General features: G+C 72.3%; 25 protein-coding genes and 1 riboswitch. Of the genes, 5 read left to right on the forward strand and 20 right to left on the reverse strand.

The features are described 5' to 3' along the window. The first annotated feature begins 6 nt into the window (after nt 1-6). The 3 genes from AA0Z99_RS07505 to AA0Z99_RS07515 all read left to right on the forward strand — a co-directional run bounded on the left by AA0Z99_RS07505 (nt 7) and on the right by AA0Z99_RS07515 (nt 4997). Entirely contained in the window at nt 7-2142 is a 2136-nt protein-coding gene (locus AA0Z99_RS07505) for a heavy metal translocating P-type ATPase (RefSeq protein ID WP_413316456.1), read from the forward strand. Continuing rightward, nucleotides 2139-3872: a gamma-glutamyltransferase family protein gene (locus tag AA0Z99_RS07510; RefSeq protein ID WP_413316458.1), complete on the forward strand. Its 1734-nt coding sequence runs from the start codon at nt 2139-2141 to the stop codon at nt 3870-3872. Before AA0Z99_RS07505 ends, AA0Z99_RS07510 begins: the two co-directional genes overlap by 4 nt. A 102-nt stretch (nt 3873-3974) precedes the next feature. Continuing rightward, nucleotides 3975-4997: an LCP family protein gene (locus AA0Z99_RS07515; protein WP_413316460.1), complete on the forward strand. Its 1023-nt coding sequence runs from the start codon at nt 3975-3977 to the stop codon at nt 4995-4997. 78 nt (nt 4998-5075) lie between these two features. On the opposite strand, the gene AA0Z99_RS07520 is transcribed toward AA0Z99_RS07515, so the two are convergent. The 14 genes from AA0Z99_RS07520 to prmC form a co-directional block, all read right to left on the reverse strand. Further along, nucleotides 5076-6029: an aldo/keto reductase gene (locus AA0Z99_RS07520; RefSeq protein ID WP_413316462.1), complete on the reverse strand. Its 954-nt coding sequence runs from the start codon at nt 6027-6029 to the stop codon at nt 5076-5078. Nucleotides 6030-6121: 92 nt separating this feature from the next. Further along, nucleotides 6122-6856, reverse strand: a complete 735-nt coding sequence (locus AA0Z99_RS07525) for a YaaA family protein (RefSeq protein WP_413316464.1) — start codon at nt 6854-6856, stop codon at nt 6122-6124. Further along, nucleotides 6853-7113 carry a F0F1 ATP synthase subunit epsilon gene (locus AA0Z99_RS07530; RefSeq protein ID WP_413316465.1) on the reverse strand — a complete coding sequence of 87 codons (261 nt, stop codon included), beginning with the start codon at nt 7111-7113 and terminating at the stop codon, nt 6853-6855. Before AA0Z99_RS07530 ends, AA0Z99_RS07525 begins: the two co-directional genes overlap by 4 nt. After that, nucleotides 7113-8576 (reverse strand): F0F1 ATP synthase subunit beta, encoded by a 1464-nt coding sequence (gene atpD / locus AA0Z99_RS07535; protein ID WP_413316467.1) that lies wholly within the window; start codon nt 8574-8576, stop codon nt 7113-7115. Before atpD ends, AA0Z99_RS07530 begins: the two co-directional genes overlap by 1 nt. A gap of 18 nt (nt 8577-8594) precedes the next feature. Further along, on the reverse strand, nt 8595-9482 hold the full coding sequence (locus AA0Z99_RS07540) for a F0F1 ATP synthase subunit gamma (RefSeq protein WP_413316469.1): 888 nt from the start codon (nt 9480-9482) through the stop codon (nt 8595-8597). Between the two features lie 23 nt (nt 9483-9505). Then, nucleotides 9506-11140, reverse strand: coding sequence for a F0F1 ATP synthase subunit alpha (atpA, locus tag AA0Z99_RS07545; RefSeq protein ID WP_413316471.1), 1635 nt, complete (start codon nt 11138-11140; stop codon nt 9506-9508). Between the two features lie 26 nt (nt 11141-11166). Further along, nucleotides 11167-11952: a F0F1 ATP synthase subunit delta gene (locus AA0Z99_RS07550; protein WP_413316473.1), complete on the reverse strand. Its 786-nt coding sequence runs from the start codon at nt 11950-11952 to the stop codon at nt 11167-11169. Continuing rightward, complete coding sequence (locus AA0Z99_RS07555; protein ID WP_413316475.1) at nt 11952-12497, reverse strand: F0F1 ATP synthase subunit B; 546 nt, start codon at nt 12495-12497, stop codon at nt 11952-11954. Before AA0Z99_RS07555 ends, AA0Z99_RS07550 begins: the two co-directional genes overlap by 1 nt. A 7-nt stretch (nt 12498-12504) precedes the next feature. After that, complete coding sequence (gene atpE, locus AA0Z99_RS07560) at nt 12505-12744, reverse strand: ATP synthase F0 subunit C (protein ID WP_072313035.1); 240 nt, start codon at nt 12742-12744, stop codon at nt 12505-12507. Between the two features lie 40 nt (nt 12745-12784). Further along, nucleotides 12785-13612, reverse strand: a complete 828-nt coding sequence (atpB, locus tag AA0Z99_RS07565; RefSeq protein WP_413320809.1) for a F0F1 ATP synthase subunit A — start codon at nt 13610-13612, stop codon at nt 12785-12787. A 165-nt stretch (nt 13613-13777) separates the two neighbouring features. Further along, nucleotides 13778-14239, reverse strand: coding sequence for a hypothetical protein (locus AA0Z99_RS07570; RefSeq protein WP_413316478.1), 462 nt, complete (start codon nt 14237-14239; stop codon nt 13778-13780). Then, nucleotides 14236-15444, reverse strand: coding sequence for a glycosyltransferase family 4 protein (locus AA0Z99_RS07575; RefSeq protein ID WP_413316480.1), 1209 nt, complete (start codon nt 15442-15444; stop codon nt 14236-14238). Before AA0Z99_RS07575 ends, AA0Z99_RS07570 begins: the two co-directional genes overlap by 4 nt. 4 nt (nt 15445-15448) lie before the next feature. Continuing rightward, nucleotides 15449-16147, reverse strand: coding sequence for an L-threonylcarbamoyladenylate synthase (locus AA0Z99_RS07580; protein ID WP_413316482.1), 699 nt, complete (start codon nt 16145-16147; stop codon nt 15449-15451). 25 nt (nt 16148-16172) lie between these two features. After that, nucleotides 16173-17039 (reverse strand): peptide chain release factor N(5)-glutamine methyltransferase, encoded by an 867-nt coding sequence (gene prmC, locus AA0Z99_RS07585; RefSeq protein ID WP_413316484.1) that lies wholly within the window; start codon nt 17037-17039, stop codon nt 16173-16175. Between the two features lie 169 nt (nt 17040-17208). Here prmC and cysK point away from each other — a divergent pair, with 169 nt between their 5' ends. Beyond that, nucleotides 17209-18138, forward strand: coding sequence for a cysteine synthase A (gene cysK / locus AA0Z99_RS07590; RefSeq protein ID WP_413316486.1), 930 nt, complete (start codon nt 17209-17211; stop codon nt 18136-18138). Nucleotides 18139-18144: 6 nt separating this feature from the next. Beyond that, complete coding sequence (gene epsC, locus AA0Z99_RS07595; protein WP_413316488.1) at nt 18145-18699, forward strand: serine O-acetyltransferase EpsC; 555 nt, start codon at nt 18145-18147, stop codon at nt 18697-18699. A 24-nt stretch (nt 18700-18723) separates the two neighbouring features. Here epsC and AA0Z99_RS07600 read toward each other — a convergent pair whose 3' ends face one another. The 6 genes from AA0Z99_RS07600 to AA0Z99_RS07625 all read right to left on the reverse strand — a co-directional run bounded on the left by AA0Z99_RS07600 (nt 18724) and on the right by AA0Z99_RS07625 (nt 22065). Then, on the reverse strand, nt 18724-19152 hold the full coding sequence (locus AA0Z99_RS07600; RefSeq protein ID WP_413316490.1) for a DMT family transporter: 429 nt from the start codon (nt 19150-19152) through the stop codon (nt 18724-18726). Then, entirely contained in the window at nt 19149-19463 is a 315-nt protein-coding gene (locus AA0Z99_RS07605; RefSeq protein WP_413316492.1) for a DMT family transporter, read from the reverse strand. The genes AA0Z99_RS07600 and AA0Z99_RS07605 overlap by 4 nt, the downstream gene beginning before the upstream one ends. A 10-nt stretch (nt 19464-19473) precedes the next feature. Continuing rightward, nucleotides 19474-19537: riboswitch (guanidine-III (ykkC-III) riboswitch) on the reverse strand. 51 nt (nt 19538-19588) lie between these two features. Next, complete coding sequence (locus tag AA0Z99_RS07610) at nt 19589-19939, reverse strand: SdpI family protein (protein WP_413316494.1); 351 nt, start codon at nt 19937-19939, stop codon at nt 19589-19591. 79 nt (nt 19940-20018) lie between these two features. Beyond that, on the reverse strand, nt 20019-20570 hold the full coding sequence (locus tag AA0Z99_RS07615; RefSeq protein WP_413316496.1) for an AAA family ATPase: 552 nt from the start codon (nt 20568-20570) through the stop codon (nt 20019-20021). A gap of 28 nt (nt 20571-20598) precedes the next feature. Further along, on the reverse strand, nt 20599-20844 hold the full coding sequence (locus AA0Z99_RS07620) for a PLDc N-terminal domain-containing protein (protein WP_413316497.1): 246 nt from the start codon (nt 20842-20844) through the stop codon (nt 20599-20601). A gap of 9 nt (nt 20845-20853) precedes the next feature. Then, nucleotides 20854-22065, reverse strand: a complete 1212-nt coding sequence (locus AA0Z99_RS07625) for an MFS transporter (RefSeq protein ID WP_413316498.1) — start codon at nt 22063-22065, stop codon at nt 20854-20856. Nucleotides 22066-22069: the final 4 nt, after the last annotated feature.

Raw genomic sequence — 22069 nt, forward strand, 5'->3', positions numbered from 1 at the left:
CTCCGCATGAGCGAGCCCCAGCAGCACACCCGGACGGATGCGGCGATGACGACCGCCGAGCACTCGGGACGACGCGCGCGAGCCGTCGACGGCGACCACGCGCATCACGGCGGCCACGACGATCACGGCGGCCACGGCGACCACGGCGCGACCTTCCGGCGCCTCTTCTGGTGGATGCTGGCGCTCGCGGTGCCGACGGTGCTGCTGAGCGGCATGTTCGCCTCCATCGTCGGCTACGCGCTGCCGCCCTGGCCCTGGCTGCACGGGGTCTCCCCCGTGCTCGGCACGCTGCTGTTCGCCATCGGCGGGCGGCCGTTCCTGCGCGGGGCCGTCAGCGAGCTGCGGGCGCGCGCGCCCGGCATGATGCTGCTCATCGCGCTCGCGATCAGCGTGGCCTTCGGCGCATCCTGGGCCTCGACGCTCGGCCTCGCCGACCATCGGCTCGACTTCTGGTGGGAGCTCGCGCTGCTGGTCGTGATCATGCTGCTCGGCCACTGGATCGAGATGCGCTCGCTCGCGCAGAGCTCGTCGGCCCTCGACTCGCTCGCCGCGCTGCTGCCCGACGAGGCGGAGCGCGTGCTCGACGGCGGCGGCACCGAGACGGTCGCTCCCGAGCGCCTGCGCCTCGACGACGTCGCGCTCGTGCGGCCGGGCGCCCGTGCGCCCGCCGACGGCGTCATCGTCGATGGCTCGGCGAGCTTCGACGAGTCGATGATCACGGGTGAGTCGCGGCCCGTGGCTCGCGGCGTGGGCGACCGCGTCGTCGCCGGCACGATCGCGACCGACTCGAGCGTGCGGGTGCGCATCGACGCCGTCGGCGACGAGACGGCGCTCGCGGGCATCCGCCGCCTGGTCGCCGATGCGCAGGCCTCGACGTCCCGCGCGCAGCGCCTCGCCGATCGGGCCGCGGGTTGGCTGTTCTGGTTCGCGCTCGGCGCCGCGGGCATCACCGCGATCGCCTGGGCAGCGCTCGGCTCGCCGGACGACGCCGTCGTGCGCGCCGTGACGGTGCTCGTGATCGCCTGCCCGCACGCGCTCGGCCTCGCCATCCCGCTCGTCGTGTCGATCGCGACCGAGCGGGCCGCGCGGTCGGGGGTGCTCATCGCCGATCGCATGGCGCTCGAGACGATGCGCCGCGTCGACGTGGTGCTGTTCGACAAGACCGGCACGCTCACCGCCGGCGAGCCCGAGGTCGTCGAGGTGCGCTCGGTCGCGGGTGCCTCTCCGGCGGGCGGCGAGCCCGGCCTGCTCGCCGTCGCCGCCGCTGCCGAGGCCGAGAGCGAGCACCCGCTCGCCCGGGCGATCGTGCGCGCGGCGGAGCGCGACGGCATCGCCGTGCCCCGCGCATCCGACGTCGCCTCCTCCCCCGCGGTCGGCGTCACGGCCACCGTCGAGGGGCGGCGCGTGCGCGTCGGCGGGCCGCGCATGCTCGAGGAGGAGGGCGCTGCCGAGCTGCCGGCCGTCGAGCCGTGGCGGGCCGAGGGCGCCATCATCCTGCACGTGGTCGTCGACGGCGAGGTGGCGGGCGCGCTGCGGCTGGCGGACGCGATCCGCCCCGAGTCGGAGCAGGCGGTGGATGCGCTGCACGCGCTCGGCATCGACGTCGCGATGATCACGGGCGACGCCGAGGCGGTCGCCGCCTCGGTCGCGCGCGAGCTCGGCATCGACCGGGTCGCGGCGAGCGTGCGCCCCGAGCACAAGGAGCGCGAGGTGGCGCGCCTGCAGGAGGAGGGGCGCGTCGTGGCCTTCGTCGGCGACGGGGTGAACGATGCGCCGGCCCTCGCGCGCGCCGATGTGGGGCTCGCGATCGGCGCCGGCACCGAGGTCGCGATCGCCTCGGCCGACGTGATCCTCGCGAGCTCGGATCCGCGCAGCGTCGTGTCGGTGGTGCGCCTCTCGCGCGCCAGCACGCGCACGATGGTGCAGAACCTCTGGTGGGCCGCGGGCTACAACCTGCTCTCGGTGCCGCTCGCCGCCGGGATCCTCGCGCCGCTCGGCTTCGTGCTGCCGATGTCGGTCGGGGCGCTGCTGATGTCGGCGTCGACCGTGGTGGTGGCGCTGAACGCGCAGCTGCTGCGGCGCCTCGACCTCCACCCGGCACGCAGCACGGCGACGCGATCGGCGGATACCGTTGCGGCATGATGCGCACGCGACCGGAGCTCACAGGATCCTTCGGGGCGGTCGCCTCGACGCACTGGCTCGCCTCCTCGAGCGGCATGGCCGTGCTCGAGCGCGGCGGCAACGCGGCTGATGCGGCCGCAGCCGCTGGCTTCGTGCTCCACGTCGTCGAGCCGCACCTCAACGGCCCCGGCGGAGACCTCCCCCTCATCCTGCGCACGCCGGGCGCCGAGCCGGTCGTGCTGTGCGGCCAAGGCGTGACACCGGCGGCCGCGACGATCGAGCGGATGCGCAGCGAGGGCATCGAGCACATCCCCGGCACCGGCCTGCTCGCCGCCGTGGTGCCGGGAGCGGTGCCCGCGTGGCTGGCGCTGCTGCGCGACCACGGCACCTGGGCGCCCGCCGAGGTGCTGGCGTTCGCGATCGAGCTCGCCGAGCGCGGCCATCGGGTGCTGCCGCGCGTCGCCCGCACCATCGCCGGCAGGGCCGGCTACTTCCGCGAGCACTGGCCCGCCTCCGCCGCCCTCTGGGCATACCCTGCGCCGGACGACTGGGCGGTGATCCAGAACCCGGCGCTCGGCGCCACCTATCGCCGGCTCGCCGATGCCGGCAGCGGCCGACCGCGCGAGGCAGCCTGCGACGCGGCGATCGCCGCATGGAGCGAGGGCTTCGTCGCCGAGGCCGTCGACCGCCACAGCCGCACCCCGGTGATGGACTCGTCCGGCGACGCCCACGCCGGCCTGCTCTCCGGCGACGACCTGGCGAGCTGGCGACCGAGCTGGGAGCCCACGACCTCCATGCCCTGGCGCGGCACGACCGTGCACAAGGCCGGCGCGTGGACCCAGGGTCCCGCGCTGCTGGCCGCCCTCGGCCTGCTCGATCCCCTGCTGCCGACGCGGCCGCCGTCGCCCGCTGCCTTCGACGCCGACGCGGTGCACCTCGCTGCCGAGGCGACGAAGCTCGCCTTCGCGGACCGCGACGCGTGGTTCGGCGACGGCGCCGACCTCTCGCAGCTGCTCTCCCCCGACTACCTGGCGTCGCGCCGCGCCCTGATCGGCGACACCGCATCGCTCGAGCTCCGCCCCGGCGCGCTGCAGGGCGAGCCCCGCATGCCAGCGCTGCGCACGGCCGGCACGGTCGAGCGCGCGGCCGGCGCCGGCGAGCCGACGCGCGGCGACACGTGCCACATCGACGTCGTCGACCGCGACGGCATGGTCGTCTCCGCCACCCCCTCCGGCGGCTGGCTGCAGTCGAGCCCCACGATCGCCGAGCTCGGCTTCTGCCTCGGCACGCGGGCCCAGATGCTGTGGCTGGAGCCGGGGCTGCCGACGAGCCTCGGCCCGCGCATCCGCCCCCGCACCACCCTGTCGCCGACGATGCTCGTCGACGACGACGGAGCGGTCGCGGCGCTCGGCACCCCCGGCGGGGACCAGCAGGATCAGTGGCAGCTCTCGATGCTGCTCGGCATGCGGGTGCTCGGGCTCTCGCCGCAGGCTGCGATCGACGCGCCCGCCTGGCACATCACGCACCTCGTCTCGTCGTTCGAGCCGCGCGTCTGGGAGCCGGGAGGGCTGCACGTCGAGTCGCGCCTCGGCGAGGCGACGATCGCCGAGCTCCGCCGTCGCGGTCACCTGGTGACGGATGCGGGTCCCTGGTCGCTCGGGCGCCTCTCGTTCGCGTCGCACGAGCCCGACGGGACGATCAGGGCCGCCTCGAACGCCCGCGGCGAGCAGGGCTACGCCGCACTGCGCTGACCGGGCGCCCGCACACGCCAGCCGCTAGCCTCGACGAGGCGGGTCGACGCAGCGGGCGACGACCATGCAGCGGCAGCGCGAGGCGAGCACGAGGTGGCGGGGATGCAGACGAAGGCACGACGACGAGCAGGGCTCCCGGCGGGCGCGGCAGCACGGCTGACCGCCCTCGCAGCGGCCGCGGCGCTGGCCATCACCGGCTGCGTGCCCCAAGCGCAGCCGCAGCCGTCGCCCACCGCGACGCCGACGCCGACGATCGTGGCCCCCGCGCCGACGGCGACCCCCACCCCCACCCCGACGGGCCCGGCGGACCCGCTGCCAGAGGGGGCGGTCACCGCGCTGCTGCTCGGCACCGACTCCCGCACGCCCGGGAGCATGACCGGACAGGCCGACGCCATCATGCTCGCCCAGATCTCTGCCGATCGCGAGACGCTCGCGCTGGTGTCGATCACCCGCGACTCGTGGGTGCCCCTCGCCGGCGGCTTCGGCTCCGGCAAGATCAACTCGGCCTTCGCCCGCGGCGGCACCTCGGTGATGGTCGAGACGGTGTCGTCGATGTTCGGCGGGCTCGAGATCGACTACGTCGTGCAGGCCGACTTCGAGGGCTTCATCGCCCTGACTCGAGCGCTCGACGGCTTCGACGTGGAGAACCAGCACCCGACGCAGGTCACCGTCAACAGCACGGGCCGCGTCGTCGACTTCACCGCCGATCCGGTGCACCTCTCCGGCACCGACGGCCTCATCTACGTGCGCCAGCGCAAGGGCCTGCCGCTCGGCGACCTGGATCGCACCGAGCGGCAGCGGGCCGCGGTCATCGGCATGCTCGAGCGCATCGACGAGATCGCGACCGAGGATCCCGTGCAGCTGCTGACCGTCTTCCAGCACTTCGCCGAGCGGCTGAAGATCACCGGAGACCTCTCGATCGACGACATGGTCGCGCTCGCCTCGCTGAGTCAGCAGCTCGAGCGGGACGACGTGGTCAGCCTGATGGCGCCCATCACCGGCTTCGGCGACCAGGGCGGGCAGTCGGTCAACGTCGTCGACCAGGCGCAGACCGCCGACCTCGGCGAAGCGCTGCGCGCCGGCGACATCCAGCCCTACGTCGACCGGCACGGCACCGACTACTGACCGAGCCGGCTGCGCACGCGCGCCTGCGCGGCCCGAGGGCGCGCGCGCCCCGGCAGCCACGGGCCGGGGCGGCGCGCCCTACGCGAACAGGTGCGCGATCTCCTCGACGGTGGCGGCATCGAGCGAGGCCCCGCCGGCTGCGGCGTTCTGCGCGACCTGCTCCGGCCGGGTCGCTCCGGCGATCACGCTCGTCACGGCCGGCTGCGCCAGCAGCCACTGGAAGGTGGTCTCGAGCATCGAGCGGCCCGCGCCGCGCGCGATGCGCTCGTACTCGTCGATGCGGCTCCAGTCGACGCCGTCGAGCAGCTGCGGCTTCAGCGCCGTGAGCCGCGCATCCGCCGGCCCCGTGCCGCGCGAGTACTTGCCCGAGAGCAGGCCGTTCGCGAGCGGGAAGTAGGGCAGGAACCCGATGCCGGCTTCGAGCACCGCCGGCAGCACCTCCTTCTCGACGTCGCGAGCGACGAGCGAGTACTCGTCCTGCGCCGTCACGAAGCCGTTCGGCGTCTCGACCGCCGCGGCCTCGGCGATCTGCTCCGGGCTGAGGTTCGAGTGGCCGTAGGCGATGATCTTGCCCTCGTCGACGAGCTCGTCGAGGGCCCGGACGGTCTCCTCGATCGGCGTCTCGGGATCGGGGGTGTGCAGCTGGTAGAGCTCGATCCGGTCGGTCTGCAGGCGGCGCAGCGATGCCTCGACCGCGTTGCGGATGTACGGCCTGGCGCCCTTCGGACCCCAGGCCTCGGTGCCCTCGATCGCGAGCTGCTGGTGCCCCCACTTGGTGGCGAGCACCACCTTGTCGCGCGCGGCGCTGCCCGCCTTGGCGAACGAGGCGCCCATCAGGGTCTCAGAGGTCGTCGCGGGGTTGCCGTAGATGTCTGCGGTGTCGAACAGGCTGATGCCGTGATCGATCGCCGCGTGGATCACCGCGTCGGTGCCCGCTTGATCCTCGGTGCGGGTGCCCTTGCGGCCGAAGTTGTTGCATCCGAGGCCGATGGGCGAGACCTCGATGCCGCTGTTCCCGAGTGTGCGCGTCATGCTGCCAGCCTAGGCGCGCGCCGGTGGGCGGTGCCTGACACGGCGGGCGACGCGGGCACGGCGAACTCCGTCCGCGCCGAGCGCATCGTCTGCTATCGCGCGGAGACCAAGCGGGGATCCCGCACCACGAGCCGCACGCCGGTCTCGGTGCGGGTGAGGGGCACGCCGGCCGACGCCGACCACGCCACCAGCGCATCCGTCGACTCGACCTCGACCCCCGACTGCGCGAGCGAGCGCACCAGCGCGCCCTTGCCCGCCTTGTTCCAGTGGTTGAGCGCCTTGCCCTCGGGCGAGACGACCTCGATCGGCACCGCCCCGGCGACCGGCGCGAGCTGCGCGTACGCCTTGGAGCGCAGGTCGAGCGCGAAGCCCTCGATCACGCGCCCGGCATCGCCCCAGAGCTCGCGCATGCGCACGCCCGGCAGCGTCGTGTGCTCGGAGACCTTGTAGGCGGGGATCGCATCGGATGCGCGCACGAAGCCCAGCAGCGCCGACTGGATCACGACGTGGCGCTCGACCCACGCGCGGGCGTCGAGGTCGAGCGACGCGGCATCGAGCGCGTCGTAGAGCACGCCCGTGTAGCGGTCGATCGCGGGCATCGTCGGCGAGCTGCGGACGGCGGCGTTGTCGGCGGCGGCCCTGGCCTTCGCGGGCGTGGACTCGTCCTGACCGGCGGCGACCAGGCGGTCGAGCGCGTCGAGCGCCCGGGAACGGGCGACGGCCAGCCCGGGGAATCCCCACAGGGACTCACCCGGCCTGGCCGTCATGAGGCTCGCGCCGCTCCCGCCTGCCGCCTTCGTCTCGCTGGGCGGCAGCAGGACGATCACGCGAGCTTGGCGTTCCGAGCGACGATCTCCACGCGGTCGTGGTCGACCGAGAGGAAGCCGTCTGCCGCATCGACCGTGTGCACCGTGCCGGAGGCGTCCGTGACGCGCACCTGCCCCTCGTCGGCGAGCACGGCGAGCACCGGCTCGTGACCCGAGAGGATGCCGATCTCGCCTTCGGTGGTCTTGGCGATCACCTGCGAGGCCTCACCCGTCCACACCTCCTCGAGCGCGGACACGATGCTGACGGTCAGTGCCATCAGCCGTTGTCCTTCTGGATCTGCGCCCACTTCTCCTCGACGTCCGAGATGGCGCCGACGTTGAAGAAGGCCTGCTCGGCGACGTGGTCGAACTCGCCCTTGGCGATCGCGTCGAACGACTCGATCGTCTCCTTGAGCGGCACGGTCGAGCCCTCGACACCGGTGAACTTCTTCGCCATGTAGGTGTTCTGCGAGAGGAACTGCTGGATGCGGCGCGCGCGGTTCACGACGATCTTGTCCTCCTCGGACAGCTCGTCGACACCGAGGATGGCGATGATCTCCTGCAGCTCCTTGTTCTTCTGGAGGATCTGCTTGACGGTCGTCGCGACGCGGTAGTGGTCCTCGCCCAGGTAGCGGGGGTCGAGGATGCGGCTGGTCGAGGTGAGCGGGTCGACGGCCGGGTAGAGGCCCTTCGACGCGATCTCTCGCGACAGCTCGGTCGTCGCGTCGAGGTGCGCGAACGTCGTCGCCGGGGCCGGGTCGGTGTAGTCGTCCGCAGGCACGTAGATGGCCTGGAGCGACGTGATCGAGTGGCCGCGGGTCGAGGTGATGCGCTCCTGCAGGATGCCCATCTCGTCGGCGAGGTTCGGCTGGTAGCCGACGGCGCTGGGCATGCGGCCCAGCAGCGTCGAGACCTCGGAGCCGGCCTGCGTGAAGCGGAAGATGTTGTCGATGAAGAGCAGCACGTCCTGCTTCTGGACGTCGCGGAAGTACTCCGCCATCGTCAGCGCGCTCAGCGCGACGCGGAGGCGCGTGCCCGGCGGCTCGTCCATCTGGCCGAAGACGAGGGCCGTCTTGTCGAAGACGCCCGCCTCCTCCATCTCGTGGATCAGGTCGTTGCCCTCGCGCGTGCGCTCGCCGACTCCGGCGAACACCGAGACACCGCCGTGGTCCTGCGCGACGCGCTGGATCATCTCCTGGATGAGGACGGTCTTGCCGACACCGGCACCGCCGAAGAGGCCGATCTTGCCGCCCTGCACGTAGGGGGTCAGCAGGTCGATGACCTTGATGCCGGTCTCGAACAGCTGCGTCTTCGACTCGAGCTGGTCGAACGACGGCGCCTTGCGGTGGATCCCCCAGCGCTCGCTCACCTCGAGCGTCTCGCCCTCGGGGAGGTTGAGGGCCTCGCCGATGACGTTGAAGACCTTGCCCTTGGTGATGTCGCCGACGGGCACCATGATCGGCTCGCCCGTGTCGCGCACCTCCTGGCCGCGGACCAGGCCGTCGGTCGGCTTCAGCGCGATGGCGCGCACCAGGTCGTCGCCGAGGTGCTGCGCGACCTCGAGCGTGATCTCCTGCGTCTCGGTGCCGTCGCCGAAGTCGACGGTCGTCTTGAGCGCGTTGTAGACCGAGGGGATCGCGTCGTGCGGGAACTCGATGTCGACGACGGGACCGGTGACGCGAGCGATGCGGCCGACCCCGGCCTGCTTCTGCGGGGCCTCGTGGGTGTCAGTGATGGTCATGGTGGTTGCCTTTCGTGGCTACTTCGCCGAGGCGAGGGCGTCCGCGCCGCCCACGATCTCGGAGATCTGCGTCGTGATCTCGGCCTGGCGCGCGTTGTTGCGCAGGCGGGTGTAGTCGGTGATGAGCTTGTCGGCGTTGTCGGAGGCCGACTTCATCGCCTTCTGCGTGGCAGCCTGCTTCGCGGCGGCCGACTGCAGGAGCGCGTTGAAGATGCGGCTCTCGACGTACACCGGCAGCAGCGCGTCGAGCACGCGAGCGGGCTCCGGCTCGAACTCGTAGAGCGGCAGGTGCTCGGCGCTGGTGTCGCCGGCATCGGCCTCCACGACCTCGAGCGGCAGCAGCCGCACGGTCGTCGGATCCTGCGTCATCATGCTGACGAAGCGGTTGTAGACGACGTGGATCTCGTCCACCTGCTCCGAGACGTAGGCCTCGAGCACGCGCTCGGCGATCTCCTGCGCGAGCTCGGGGCTCGGCACGTCCGACTGCCCCGTCCACTCCTGGACGTAGGGGCGCTGCCGGAACTTGAAGTAGCCGACGGCCTTGTTGCCGACCAGGTAGTGGTCGACCTCCTTGCCCTCCGCCTCGAGCTTGGCCCGCAGCTCCCCCGCCTCGCGGATGATCTGCGAGTTGAACGCGCCGGCCAGGCCGCGGTCGCTCGTGACGACGACGATCGCCGCCCGCTTCAGCTCAGCGCGCTCCACGGTCAGCGGGTGCGCCTCGTTCGAGAACGTCGCGACCGCGCTCACCGCGCGCGTCAACGCCCGGGCGTACGGGTTCGACGCCTTCACGCGCACGAGCGCCTTCTGGATGCGCGATGCAGCGATGAGCTCCATCGCCTTCGTGATCTTCTTGGTCGACTGCGCAGACTTGATCTTCTGCGTGTAGACCCGGAGCTGGGCTCCCATTCCGCCTCCTCAGCGAGCTCGCGTCAGCGACGGCCCTTGACGATCTGCTCCTGGTTGACGTCCTCAACCATCGGGTTGTTCGACTCGGTGCCCGGGTCCGTGATGCTGGGCGTCGCGTTGCCCTGCCAGTTGCGGGTGAACTCGTCGACCTCGGACTCCAGCTGCGCCTTCACGTCGTCGTCGAGCTTGTTGCTCTCGCGGATCGCGGTGAGGACCGTGCTGTTGTTGCGCAGGTGCTCGAGCAGCTCGGACTCGAACTGCAGCACCTGGCCGACCTCGATCGAGTCGAGCTTGCCGTTCGTGCCGGCCCAGATCGAGACGACCTGCTCCTCCACCGGGTACGGCGAGTACTGCGGCTGCTTCAGCAGCTCGGTCAGGCGCGCGCCGCGCTCGAGCTGACGGCGCGAGGTGGCGTCGAGGTCGGATGCGAACATCGCGAACGCCTGCAGCGAGCGGTACTGCGCCAGCTCGAGCTTGAGCGTGCCGGAGACCGACTTGATCGACTTGACCTGTGCGTCACCGCCGACTCGCGAGACCGAGATGCCGACGTCGACCGCGGGACGCTGGTTGGCGTTGAAGAGGTCGGACTGGAGGAAGATCTGGCCGTCGGTGATCGAGATCACGTTGGTCGGGATGTAGGCCGAGACGTCGTTGGCCTTCGTCTCGATGATCGGGAGGCCCGTCATCGAGCCGGCGCCCAGCTCGTCGGAGAGCTTCGCGCAGCGCTCCAGCAGGCGGGAGTGCAGGTAGAAGACGTCACCCGGGTAGGCCTCGCGGCCCGGCGGGCGGCGCAGCAGCAGCGACACGGCGCGGTAGGCCTCCGCCTGCTTCGACAGGTCGTCGAAGATGATCAGGACGTGCTTGCCCTCGTACATCCACTGCTGGCCGATGGCCGAGCCGGAGTAGGGGGCCAGGTACTTGAAGCCTGCAGGGTCGGAGGCGGGCGAGGCGACGATGGTCGTGTAGGCCATGGCGCCGGCGTCCTCGAGCGCGCCCTTCACCGAGGCGATGGTCGAGCCCTTCTGGCCGATCGCGACGTAGATGCAGCGCACCTGCTTGGTGACGTCGCCCGAGTCCCAGTTGGCCTTCTGGTTGATGATCGTGTCGATCGCCAGGGCCGTCTTGCCGGTCTGGCGGTCGCCGATGATCAGCTGGCGCTGGCCGCGGCCGACCGGGATCATGGCGTCGATCGCCTTGATGCCCGTCTGGAGCGGCTCGTGCACCGACTTGCGCTGCATGACGCCGGGCGCCTGGAGCTCGAGGGCGCGACGGCCGCTCGTGGCGACGTCGCCGAGGCCGTCGATCGGGTTGCCGAGCGGGTCGACGACGCGGCCGAGGTAGCCCTCGCCGACGGGGACCGAGAGGACCTCGCCCGTGCGGGTCACCTCCATGCCCGCCTCGATGCCGGCGAACTCACCGAGCACGACGACGCCGATCTCGGCCTCGTCGAGGTTCTGCGCGAGGCCGAGGGTGCCGTCCGCGAAGCGGACGAGCTCGTTGGCCATGACGCCGGGCAGGCCCTCGACGTGCGCGATGCCGTCGGCTGCGTCGATGACGTGGCCAACCTCGGCAGTCGTGGAGGACTGCGCCTCGTAGGACGAGACGAAGTCGGCGAGGGCGCCCTTGATCTCGTCGGGGCTGATGGTGAGCTCTGACATGTGTCTTCCTCTTCGGATGCTTCGACCTAGCCGAGCTTCAGGCGCAGGTCGGTGAACTTGGAACGGACGGTGCCGTCGATGATGTCGTCGCCGACCGAGACGCGGAGCCCTCCGAGGACTGCCGGGTCGACGATCTGCTGCAGCTGGAGCGAGCGGCCGTACTGGCGCTCGAGCCCGGCGCGGAGCCGGTCGAGCTGCGCAGCGGGGATCGCCCTCGCGGTGGTGACGGTGGCGAGCGCGTTGCCCGCTGCCGCAGCGACCTCTGCGGCGGCGCCGCGGAGCAGCTGCCCGATGCGACGGCCGCGCGGGGCGCGCACGAGGTGGTCGAGGATCGCGAGCGTGGCCTCGTGCGAGCGCCCGCCGAGCAGGCGCTCGACGAGCCGCGCTTTGTCGTCGGCCGTGCCGCGCAGCCCGCCAAGGGCCAGCTCGAGCTCGGGGTCGGAGCCCACGATCCGCTGGAACGAGGCGATCTCGCCGGCGACGTCGGCACCGCCCGCTGCGCGGACGGCCACGCGGATGCCCGCGCTGTCGATCGCGGCGAGGATGTCGTCGGCGCTCGACCAGCGCTGGCGAGCCAGGTGCGCGACCACGGCCTGCGCCGGGGAGCCCAGCTGCCCGAGCACGCGGACGGCGAGCGCCGCGCGCGAGTCGGGCGTCGCCGTGCCATCCGTCAGCGAGGAGAGCACCTGCGAGCTGCGCTCGAGCGCGCGCGTCGCCCGGAAGAGCTCCCGCGCGTCCTCGAGCCCCGCGAAGGGCTGCGCCCTGAGCGCCTCGTCGATGCCGGCCCGTGCCTGGCTGGTCGCACTGCCCACTAGCGGTTCGCTCCCTCGCGCTCGAGGTCGGCGAGGAAGCGGTCGACGATGGCCGAGGAGCGCGAGTCGTCCATCGACTCGCCGACGACCTTCTCGCTGAGGTCGAGGGCGAGCGTGCCGACCTCGGACTTCAGCGACGAGAACGCCGCCTGGCGCTCCTGCTCGATGCGCTGCTGCGCCTGCGCGGTGATGCGCTCCGCGTCCTCGACGGCGCGAGCCTTGAGGTCGGCCTCGATCTTGGAGGCGTCGGCGCGAGCCTTCTCCTTGATCTGGGCCGCCTCGGCGCGTGCCTCCGCGAGCTGCGTGTTGTAGGACTCCAGCGCGGCAGCGGCCTCGGCCTGTGCCTCCTCGGCCTTCTTGATGCCGCCCTCGATCGCGGCAGAGCGCTCGTCGAGCAGCTTCTGCATGCGAGGCAGGACGACCTTCCAGAAGATCAGCAGGAGGACGACGAAGACGACCAGCGACCAGAGGATGTCGTAGAAGGCGGGGAGGAGGGGGTTCGGGAGCTCCGCCTCGTCCGCCATCTGCAGGGGAAGAGTCAGCATGCGAACGTCAGTTCGTCATGAAGAAGTACGTGGCGATGCCGATGAAGGCCAGCGCCTCGGTGAACGCGATGCCGATGAACATCAGGACCGTCAGGCGGCCCTGCAGCTCGGGCTGGCGCGCGACACCCTCGATCGTCTTGCCGACGACGATGCCGACACCGATGGCCGGGCCGATCGCGGCGAGGCCGTAGCCGACGGTGCCGATGTTGCCGTTGATCTCGGCGAGAATGGTCGTGGCGTTGTCCACGGTGTTTCCTTCCGTTGAGTTCCGGGAGTCCGGGGGTTGGTCAGTGCTCTTCAGCCAGCGCGAGCTGGATGTAGACGGTCGTGAGGATGGCGAAGACGTAGGCCTGCAGCACGGAGACGAGCAGCTCGAAGACCGTGAAGGCGAAGCCGAAGGCCAGGGTGCCGACGCTCAGCAGCGGGAACAGGCCCCCGGCGCTGAAGAGGAAGAAGTGCGTCGCGGCGAAGAACAGCACGAGCATCAGGTGGCCGACGAGCAGGTTCATCATCAGTCGCAGCGTCAGCGTGACCGGGCGCAGGATGAAGGTCGAGAGGACCTCGATCGGCGTGACGATGACGTAGAGGGCCTTCGGCACGCCGGGCGGGAACAGCGCGTTCTTGAAGAAGGCGCCCGGGTGCTTCTTGATGCCCGCGTAGATGAACGCGATGTAGGCGACCAGCGCGAGCACGAGGGGCACGCCGATCACGGAGGTGCCCGCGATGTTCAGCCCCGGGATGATGCCCGTGAGGTTCATCGCCAGCACCATGAAGAAGATGGTCGTGATGAGCGGCAGGAAGCGCTTGCCGTCCTTCTCGCCCAGCAGGTCGATGGCGATGCTGTCGCGCACGAAGCCCAGGCCCATCTCGATGAGGCTCTGGCCGCGGGTCGGGATCAGGCGCAGCTTGCGCGTGCCGAGCACGAACACGAGGATCAGCACCGCCGCCGCGATGAAGCGCACCAGGATGATGCGGTTGATGCCGAAGATCGGTGACTCGCCGTCGAACCACGGGATGGTCGGCTCCGCGAAGAGGAAGACCGGCGGGAAGAAGTCGGCCAGGCTCGGCGGATGGAACGGCTCAGGCTCGGTTCCTGCGGCGGCCAGCAGCGTCATCAAGGCGTTCAGCGTCTCTTCCTCAACCTCATGGCGCCTGGCGCCGGTTCGACGTCGGTGCGCCCCCTCGCGCGGACACGCTCGAAGATGAGCGATGCAGTGGGGGGAGCACTCATGACTCTAGCAGAGCGACGCCCGCCGCTCGGCCAGATCCGGCCCACGATCTCAGGCGCGAGCGCCGGAGGCGGGCCGCCCCTGGGTCTCGTCGTCGGCGTCGCTGTCGATGGTCGGCTGACGGCTCGTGGCGATCACGACGCAGTCGATCACGAGCGAGCCGATGACGGCCACGAGCAGCGAGCCGAAGGCGACCCCGCGGTGCAGCCAGTCCTGCTCGCCGAGCACGAAGACCAGCACGATGAACAGCGCGAACTTCAGCAGCCATCCGCCGAGCACCACGCCGAAGAAGGCGCCGGAGACCATCTCGCCCTTCGAGAGCTTCAGGGCGAGCACGATGCTGCCGGCCGTGAGCATGCAGAAGACGATCGCGAGCGCCGTGCCGACGAGCGCGGAGGCGACGCCGGCTCCCTCGGCCAGGAACCATCCGACCACGCCGCCGAGGACGGCGACGGCCGCAGCCAGGATGCCGCCCCACAGCAGGATGCGCTGCATGATCTGGGTCGTGGTCACCGGGGATCCCCCTGAGGCTCGGCCTGGGTGCCGACGCGCGCGTCGACATCGGTCGCTGCCATCTTCCCATGCCCCGCGCGCCGCTCGCGCACCACCCGCAGGAACGTGCGCCAGACGCGCCGGCTGACGGGGGCCGCCGTGAGGATGCCGCACAGCACGAACCCCGCGAGCATGATGCCCACCGCGACCCACCACGGCATCGGCAGCAGGAAGAGCAGGCAGCCGACGGAGACGACCGTCGTCCATGCGTAGAAGATGAGCACGGCGCCGAGGTGGGAGTGGCCCATGTCGAGCAGCCGGTGGTGCAGGTGCTTGCGGTCGGCGGCGAACGGGCTGTTGCCGTTGATGACGCGTCGCACGACGGCGAGCACGAAGTCGGTCATCGGCAGCAGCAGGATCGCCAGCGGCAGCAGCACCGGGATGAAGGCAGGCAGGATCTGGCTGCGGCCGCCCATCGTGCCGATGTCGATCTGCCCCGTCACCGCGATGGCGCTCGCCGCCGTCAGGAGCCCGAGCATCAGGGCTCCCCCGTCGCCCATGAACATGCGGGCAGGGTGCCAGTTGACCGGCAGGAAGCCCAGGCAGACACCGACGATGATCGCGGTGATGAGGCTCGCGAGAGAGAAGTAGGCGTTCTGCTGGCTGAAGTTCTGGCTGATGATCCAGATGTACCCGAAGAACGCCGTCGACCCGATGATCGTGGTCCCCGCGACGAGGCCGTCGAGGCCGTCGATGAAGTTCACGGCGTTCATGACGAGCACGATGATGAGCACCGTCAGCACGATCGCCATCGTCGACGACGGCACCGTGAGCCCGCCGATCGGCAGGCTGACGATCTGCACGCCGAAGAAGGCGACCCCCGTGGCGACGAGGATCTGGGCACCCAGCTTCAGCATCCAGTCGAGGTCGAACAGGTCGTCGAGCACGCCGATGATGCAGATCGCGATCGCGCCGCCCAGCAGGGCCACGATGCGCGTCGGCTCGGCGAAGACGCCCGCGAGGTCGGGGATCAGCGAGGCGATGCCGAAGGTCACCAGCAGGCCGATGCACATCGCGACGCCGCCGAGGCGGGGCGTGGGGCGCGAGTGCACGTCGCGCTCGCGCACCGGCGGGTGGATGCCGTGCTTGAGCGCGAAGCGCAGCACCAGCCGGCAGGCGACGAAGGTGACGACCGCTGCCGTGAGCGTGATCAGCAGGAAGATCACGGCATCACCCCTCCGCGAGCAGCTCGCCCAGGACGGCGGCGATGGTCGCTCGCGGCAGCACGCCCTGGCGCACGATGCGGACGGTGCCCTCGCTCGAGCAGTCCAGGATCGTCGAGCCGTTGTTCGGGGCGGGCTCCCCCGCCGACTCGTGGCGCTGACCGGTGCCGTCCGTGCCTCCGACCGCGCCCGCGTCGAGCACGACCGCGACGCTGTCGCCCAGCATCTCCGCGGCGGCGGCCGCCTCGGTCGCCGCCGGCATGCCGTGCTTGTTGGCGCTCGAGACGGCGAGCGGGCCTGTCTCGCGCAGCAGCTCGATCGCGATCGGGTGATCGGGCACCCGCACGGCCACGGTGCCGCCGGTGTCGCCGAGATCCCAGGTGAGCGAGGGCTGCGCGCGCAGGATGACCGTGAGCGGCCCCGGCCAGTGGGCGTCGAGCAGCGGTTCGATCTCGGGCGGGACGCGCTCGGCCAGCGCCGTCGCCATGTGCCGGTCGGCCACGAGCACGGGGGGCGGGAAGCCTCGATCGCGGCCCTTGGCCGCGAGCAGTCCGGCGACCGCCGCGTGCGAGAAGGCGTCGGCCGCGATCCCGTAGACGGTGTCGGTGGGGATCACGATGCACTGGCCGGCGGCGATCGCCGTGCGAGCCGCCCGCACCCCCGCGAGGAGGGAGGCGGGATCGGCGCAGTCGTGGATCGCGGGCACTCGCCCATGGTAGTCGTGCGGCTCACTACCTGGTGGCGGCGGTGACCCGGTCGCGCCCCGCGAGGTCCCGTCGCGTGCGGCCGTTCGAGAACCCCGCGTCCTCGAGCATCTGCACGATCCGAGGGCCCTGCTCCTCCGCGTGCTCGAACGCCACGAGGCCCCTGGGCCGCACCAGGTCGGCCGCGAGCGAGACGAGGTCGCGGACGAGGTCGAGCCCGTCGGCGCCGGAGTAGAGGGCCCCCTGCGGGTCGAACCGCCGCACCTCGTGATCGGCGGGGACGGAGGCGTGGGGCACGTAGGGCGGGTTGGAGACGAGCGCGGCGAGCGCCCCCGGTGTGACGCCGACGGAGGCGAGCGCAGCCGCGTCGCGCGCGTCGGCGTGCAGCAGCACCGTCTCGGGCGCGAGCGCCGCGAGGTTGCGACGAGCCCAGACGTAGGCGGCCGGGCTCGTCTCCACGGCGACGACGCGAGCCGCGCTCTCGCGCGCGATCGAGACGGCCACCGCGCCGCTGCCGGTGCCGACGTCCAGCACGAGCGGCGCGCGGTCGGACTGCTGCCGGAGGTGGTCGAGCGCCACGTCGACGAGCAGCTCGGTCTCGGGCCGCGGGGTGAAGACCCCCGGGCCCACCGCCAGCTCGACGTGGCGGAACGGCGCCAGGCCGGTGATGTGCTGCAGCGGCTCGCGCGCCGCGCGGCGCGCGAGGGCCGAGCGGAGCCGTGCGAGCGCCTCCGCGTCGATGACGCGGCCGAGGGTCATGTCGACGCGGAGCTCGCCGAGGCTGCGGCCCATCGCCCAGGCGGCGAGCAGCTCGGCGTCGGGCCCCTCGATGCCGACCGCCGCAAGGTGCGAGCGGGCCTCGCCGATGATCTCTGCCACAGCCGGATGCGCCACGAGCACCACGGTAGCGGCGCCGCGCTCGCCTGCGCCGCTTCGCGCCGCGGGAGCCGAGGGTGTCGAAGGGCCGCGGGGCGCGATCGGCGGGGCCGCTCGCCCCTCAGCGAACGGAGAGGCGAGACCCGTAGGATAGAAGCCAGGCTTCCACCCGATGAAAGGACACGGCATGGCGCGCATCTTCGACGACATCACCGCCACGATCGGCGGCACTCCCCTCGTGCGGCTGCAGCGGCTCGACGACACCGACGCGACCGTGCTGCTCAAGCTCGAGTCGTTCAACCCCGCCGCGTCCGTCAAGGATCGCATCGGCAAGGCGATCATCGACGCGGCCGAGGCCTCCGGAGAGCTCCAGCCCGGCGGCACCATCGTCGAGGGCACGAGCGGCAACACCGGCATCGCGCTCGCCCTCGTCGGCGCTGCCCGCGGGTACACCGTGATCCTGTCGATGCCCGAGACGATGTCGGTCGAGCGCCGCGCGATCCTCAAGGCCTACGGCGCGCAGCTCGTGCTCACCCCCGGCGCCGACGGCATGCGCGGCGCCGTCGAGCGCGCGCAGCAGATCGTCGACGAGACGCCGGGCGCGATCCTGGCGCGCCAGTTCGCCAACGAGGCGAACGTGCGCGTCCACCGCGAGACGACCGCGGAGGAGATCTGGGCGGACACCGACGGCGAGGTCGACGTCTTCATCGCCGGCATCGGCACCGGCGGCACCATCACCGGCGCCGGCGGCCGCCTGAAGGAGCTGAACCCCGACATCCACCTCGTCGCCGTCGAGCCCGCGGACTCGCCGCTGCTGACCAAGGGGCAGGCGGGACCGCACAAGATCCAGGGCCTCGGCGCCAACTTCGTGCCAGAGATCCTCGACACCGAGGTCTACGACGAGGTCGTCGACGTCGAGCTCGACGACGCCGTGCGCCTCGGCCGCCGACTGGCGGCCGAGGAGGGCATCTTCGCCGGCATCTCGTCGGGCGCGATCCTCTGGGCGGCGCTCGAGGTCGCCAAGCGCCCCGAATCGGCGGGCAAGACGATCGTGGCGATCGTCTGCGACACGGGCGAGCGCTACCTGTCGATGCCGATCTACGCCGACCTGGTCTGACGCTGCATGGGCCTGCTCAACATCCGAGAGGACATCGAGAGCGCGAAGCGGCACGACCCCGCCGCCCGCGGGGCGCTGACGATCGCGCTCACCTACTCGACCCTCCACGCCGTGTGGGCCCATCGCGTCAACCACCGCCTCTGGCACGCCGGTGCGCGCTCCCTCGCGCGCGCCGGCAGCCAGCTCGCGCGGTTCTTCACGGGGGTCGAGATCCACCCCGGCGCGCGCCTCGGCCGCCGCTTCTTCATCGACCACGGCATGGGCGTCGTGATCGGCGAGACCGCCGAGACGGGCGACGACGTCATGCTCTACCACGGCGTCACGCTCGGCGGCACGGCGAACGCCGCGATCAAGCGGCACCCGACCCTCGGCGACCGCGTGCTCGTGGGCGCGGGCGCGAAGATCCTCGGCCCCGTCGCGCTGGGCGACGACGTCAAGGTCGGGGCAAACGCCGTGGTGCTGCAGGACGCGCCCTCCGGCACGACCCTCGTCGGCATCCCCGCGCGGCCCGTCGCCCGCACCGCCGACGCGGAGCTGCCGCACATCGAGTACTCGATCTGACCTGCCGCTGCCGCGCGGGCCGGATCAGCGCTCGAGCGGTGCCTCGGCGCGCGGCCCGTGCTCGTCGTGCCCGCTCGTGAGCTTGAGGCCCACGACCGCGACGATGATCCCCGCGACGCAGAGCACGACGGGCCAGCTGAGCGCCTGCGAGCCGGTCAGCATCGACCACGCGACCGTCAGCGCAGCACCGATGCCCGCCCAGACGGCGTAGGCGGTGCCGATCGGGATGCTGCGCGCGGCGAGCGCGAGCCCCACCATGCTGAGGGCGAGCGCGACGGCGAAGACGACCGTCGGCAGCGGCAGCGTGAACCCCGCCGATGCCGAGAGCGCCGTCGCCCAGACCGCCTCGAGCACGGCGGAGACCAGCAGGAGGGGCCAGGCGAGGCGCACGATGCCCGCGCGCGGAGCCGACGGCTCGACGGTCTCGCCGCTCTCGTGCACGGCGCCGCTCATGCGAACACCTTCAGGCCGACGACGGAGGCGATGAGCAGCGCGATCAGGCCGACGCGCACCCAGGTGGCGCGCTCGGCCTTCGTCACGATCGCCCAGAGCGCCGTGACGCCCGCGCCGATGCCCACCCAGACGGCGTACGCCGTGCCGGTCGGGATCTCCTGCATCGCGATGGCGAGCCCCACCATCGAGAGCACGAGCGCGATCGCGAAGACGACGGTCGGCCGCCACTTCGTGAAGCCCTTCGAGCGACCGAGCGCCGTCGCCCAGACGGCCTCGAGGAGGCCGGAGGCGACCAGGATCAGCCACGACATGACGAGTCCTTCCGGCCGTCTTGTCGCGATGCGGGTACGGCTCCCTCGTCCGCGGATCCTGCGTCGGATCCAGCACCCATCCTAGCCGAGTCGGCGGCTCCTCGCCGAGGTCGGAGCGGCATCGGTCAGCGCACCGCGGCGCCGGCGCGCTGGGCGCTGAGCGCGAGGCCGACACCCAGCACGACGGCGCTGAACACCACGAGCACCAGCGCTTCGGTCTGCGCGTCGGGTGTCGCTGCGAACGCGAGCGCCCCGCCGGCCGCGATCGCCCCGATGGCTCCCGTGAGCCACGCGATGGGCGTCGCGGCGCGGTGCGCGCGGCGCCAGCGCTCCTCGGAGGCGAGCGCGGCCCGAGAGCGGAGGCCGAGGAAGCGGTGCCGATGCAGCCGCCCGACGCCGGCGAGGTGCGTGACCGCGATCAGCGACGCCGCTCCCGCGAGCAGCGCGAGCGCTGCGACGATCAGCCAGGCCTGCATGCCCTCATCCTGGCACGGCAGCACGGCCGCACCGCCGAGCGGCCGCGCCCCGAGCGGCCGCGGGCCGGGACGCCGACCCTCACCGCCGATCCCGACCCGGTGCACCAGGTCGGGCTCTCCGCGAGGGGTCGGGATCCGGAGCGCCGGCGGTCGGGACGGTGGCGGGCTCCGCGCCGGTGTCGACCGTGCGGTGCGCCTCGTGCTCCCCCGGCCACTCGAACGCCGCGACGTACGCCGCGAGCACCTCCTCGTCGAGCCGCACCGCATCGGGCCCGGGGGTGCGAGCGCGCACCCGCTCCAGCAGCACGTCGAGCGGCGCCCGCACGACGACCAGCTCGACCGGCACGCCCATGGCGCCGCAGCGCATCCGCCACCGGTCGCGCATCGCGCGCGTGGAGAGGGACGCGTCGAGCACGACCGAGCGGTCTCGGGCGATCGCCTCGGCGAGCCGCTCGTGCAGCTCGGCGTCGATCTGCTGCATCAGCTCGACCGATGGCAGCCCGTCGCGCACTCCCCGCGCCCAGGACTCGCGGTCGTAGGAGAGCACGAGAGCGCCCGCCGCCTCCAGCTCGCGCGCGAGCGTCGACTTGCCGGCTCCCGCGGGACCGCACAGCAGCGTGACCTGGGCCATGGCGCGAGCCTACGCCCGGGCGCGCCCGTCAGGCGGAGGCGTTCGCTCGGCGCCGCGGCCGACCGAGCACGAACCAGCCGAGCGCGCCGACGACCGGCGCGACGAGCACGATGAGCACCCACAGCAGCACGTGCGTACCCGAGAGCTCGCGAGCGCGAAGGATCTGCCACAGCGCGGCGGCCGCCAGCGCGACCACGACGATGACGACCAGCGACCAGACGACGTCGTAGGTCGCCGGGAGCAGCGGGTTCGCGGCCTGCGCCAGGGCGATCATGCTGCGAGCCTAGCGGGCGGTGCGACCGCGGGCGAAGGGCGAGCGCGCGAGCCCGACGGCCGCGACGGCGAAGCCCGCGCAGACGATCGCGAGCGCAGGGCCGACGCCGATCGCGTCGCCGAGCAGGCCGCCCAGCGGCGCTGCGACGACGATCATCGCCCGGTTGACGGTGCGCATCGTCGCGTTCATGCGCGCCTGCATCCTGTCGGGCGTCGCCCGCTGGCGCAGCGCCATCTCGCTCGGGTTCGACAGGCCCATGACGATGCCGGCCGCGACGAGCCCGGCGAGCACGAGCGCGAGACCGACCGCCGCGGGCAGCTGCAGCACGCCGGGGAGGGCGACGAGCGACCACGCGAACGGCAGCACCGAGCGCTCGAGCAGGACGGTGCGCGCGAGGCCGAGTCGGCCGGCGACGGCGCCGGCGAGCGCCGTGCCAGCGAGGGTCGCCGCCCCCAGCGCACCGATCGCGAGGCCGAGGCCCGCCGGGCCGGTCCCGAGCTCGAGCAGCACGAGCGGCACGAGCAGCGTCATCGCGGCGCCGTTGCAGAGGAACCACGCGTGGGTCCAGCGGGCCTGCGGCCCCAGGCGCGGATGCCGGTGCACGAAGCGCAGGCCGTCGCCGATCGCGGACCACAGCCCCTGGGGCCGGCGGGCGGCGCGCGCATCCCTCGGCAGCGTGCAGAGCACGATCGCCGAGACCAGGTGCGCGAGCGCGGCCAGCAGCAGCGAGATCGGCGCTCCGAGCCACGCGATCACCGCGCCGGAGGCCGCAGGCCCCGCCGACTGGGCGACGTTCGAGCCGGCGTCGAGCCGCTGATGCGCCGGCAGCAGCCGCTCGCGATCGACGAGCCGCGGCACGAACGCCTGCGAGGCGGCGTCGTTCAGGAGGCTCGCGGTGCCGAGCAGCACGACCGCGAGCAGCAGCACCCAGAGCGCGCCGCCGCCGACCAGCCACACCGCCGCGAGCCCGCCGAGCACGAGCGCGCGGGCGAGGTCGCTCACGATCATCACCGTGCGGCGGCGCATCCCCTCGACGAGCGCGCCGACGACGAGGCCGAGCACCACGTAGGGCAGGAAGCGCGCCGAGGACAGCCAGCCGACCTCGGTCGCTCCCCCGCCGAGGTCGAGCAGCACCATGGTCTGCAGGGCGATGACGGCGAGGCCGATCCCGGTCTCGGTCGCGAGCTCGACGCTCCAGAAGCGCCAGAACGCGGCCCCCATCGGG

The sequence above is a fragment of the Agrococcus phoenicis genome (assembly GCF_047302415.1).
Taxonomy (GTDB): domain Bacteria; phylum Actinomycetota; class Actinomycetes; order Actinomycetales; family Microbacteriaceae; genus Agrococcus.

Bases quoted from the DNA above. Each gene is read 5' to 3' on its own strand.
- AA0Z99_RS07600 (WP_413316490.1), bottom strand. From the start codon at position 19,152: ATGAGCGGCGCCGTGCACGAGAGCGGCGAGACCGTCGAGCCGTCGGCT.
- epsC (WP_413316488.1), top strand. From the start codon at position 18,145: ATGGGCCTGCTCAACATCCGAGAGGACATCGAGAGCGCGAAGCGGCAC.
- atpD (WP_413316467.1), bottom strand. From the start codon at position 8,576: ATGACCATCACTGACACCCACGAGGCCCCGCAGAAGCAGGCCGGGGTC.
- AA0Z99_RS07520 (WP_413316462.1), bottom strand. From the start codon at position 6,029: ATGACGCGCACACTCGGGAACAGCGGCATCGAGGTCTCGCCCATCGGC.
- AA0Z99_RS07615 (WP_413316496.1), bottom strand. From the start codon at position 20,570: ATGGCCCAGGTCACGCTGCTGTGCGGTCCCGCGGGAGCCGGCAAGTCG.
- atpA (WP_413316471.1), bottom strand. From the start codon at position 11,140: ATGTCAGAGCTCACCATCAGCCCCGACGAGATCAAGGGCGCCCTCGCC.
- AA0Z99_RS07530 (WP_413316465.1), bottom strand. From the start codon at position 7,113: ATGGCACTGACCGTCAGCATCGTGTCCGCGCTCGAGGAGGTGTGGACG.
- atpB (WP_413320809.1), bottom strand. From the start codon at position 13,612: ATGACGCTGCTGGCCGCCGCAGGAACCGAGCCTGAGCCGTTCCATCCG.
- AA0Z99_RS07540 (WP_413316469.1), bottom strand. From the start codon at position 9,482: ATGGGAGCCCAGCTCCGGGTCTACACGCAGAAGATCAAGTCTGCGCAG.
- AA0Z99_RS07505 (WP_413316456.1), top strand. From the start codon at position 7: ATGAGCGAGCCCCAGCAGCACACCCGGACGGATGCGGCGATGACGACC.
- AA0Z99_RS07620 (WP_413316497.1), bottom strand. From the start codon at position 20,844: ATGATCGCCCTGGCGCAGGCCGCGAACCCGCTGCTCCCGGCGACCTAC.
- cysK (WP_413316486.1), top strand. From the start codon at position 17,209: ATGGCGCGCATCTTCGACGACATCACCGCCACGATCGGCGGCACTCCC.
- AA0Z99_RS07610 (WP_413316494.1), bottom strand. From the start codon at position 19,939: ATGCAGGCCTGGCTGATCGTCGCAGCGCTCGCGCTGCTCGCGGGAGCG.
- AA0Z99_RS07625 (WP_413316498.1), bottom strand. From the start codon at position 22,065: ATGGGGGCCGCGTTCTGGCGCTTCTGGAGCGTCGAGCTCGCGACCGAG.
- AA0Z99_RS07515 (WP_413316460.1), top strand. From the start codon at position 3,975: ATGCAGACGAAGGCACGACGACGAGCAGGGCTCCCGGCGGGCGCGGCA.
- AA0Z99_RS07510 (WP_413316458.1), top strand. From the start codon at position 2,139: ATGATGCGCACGCGACCGGAGCTCACAGGATCCTTCGGGGCGGTCGCC.
- AA0Z99_RS07605 (WP_413316492.1), bottom strand. From the start codon at position 19,463: ATGTCGTGGCTGATCCTGGTCGCCTCCGGCCTCCTCGAGGCCGTCTGG.
- AA0Z99_RS07555 (WP_413316475.1), bottom strand. From the start codon at position 12,497: ATGCTGACTCTTCCCCTGCAGATGGCGGACGAGGCGGAGCTCCCGAAC.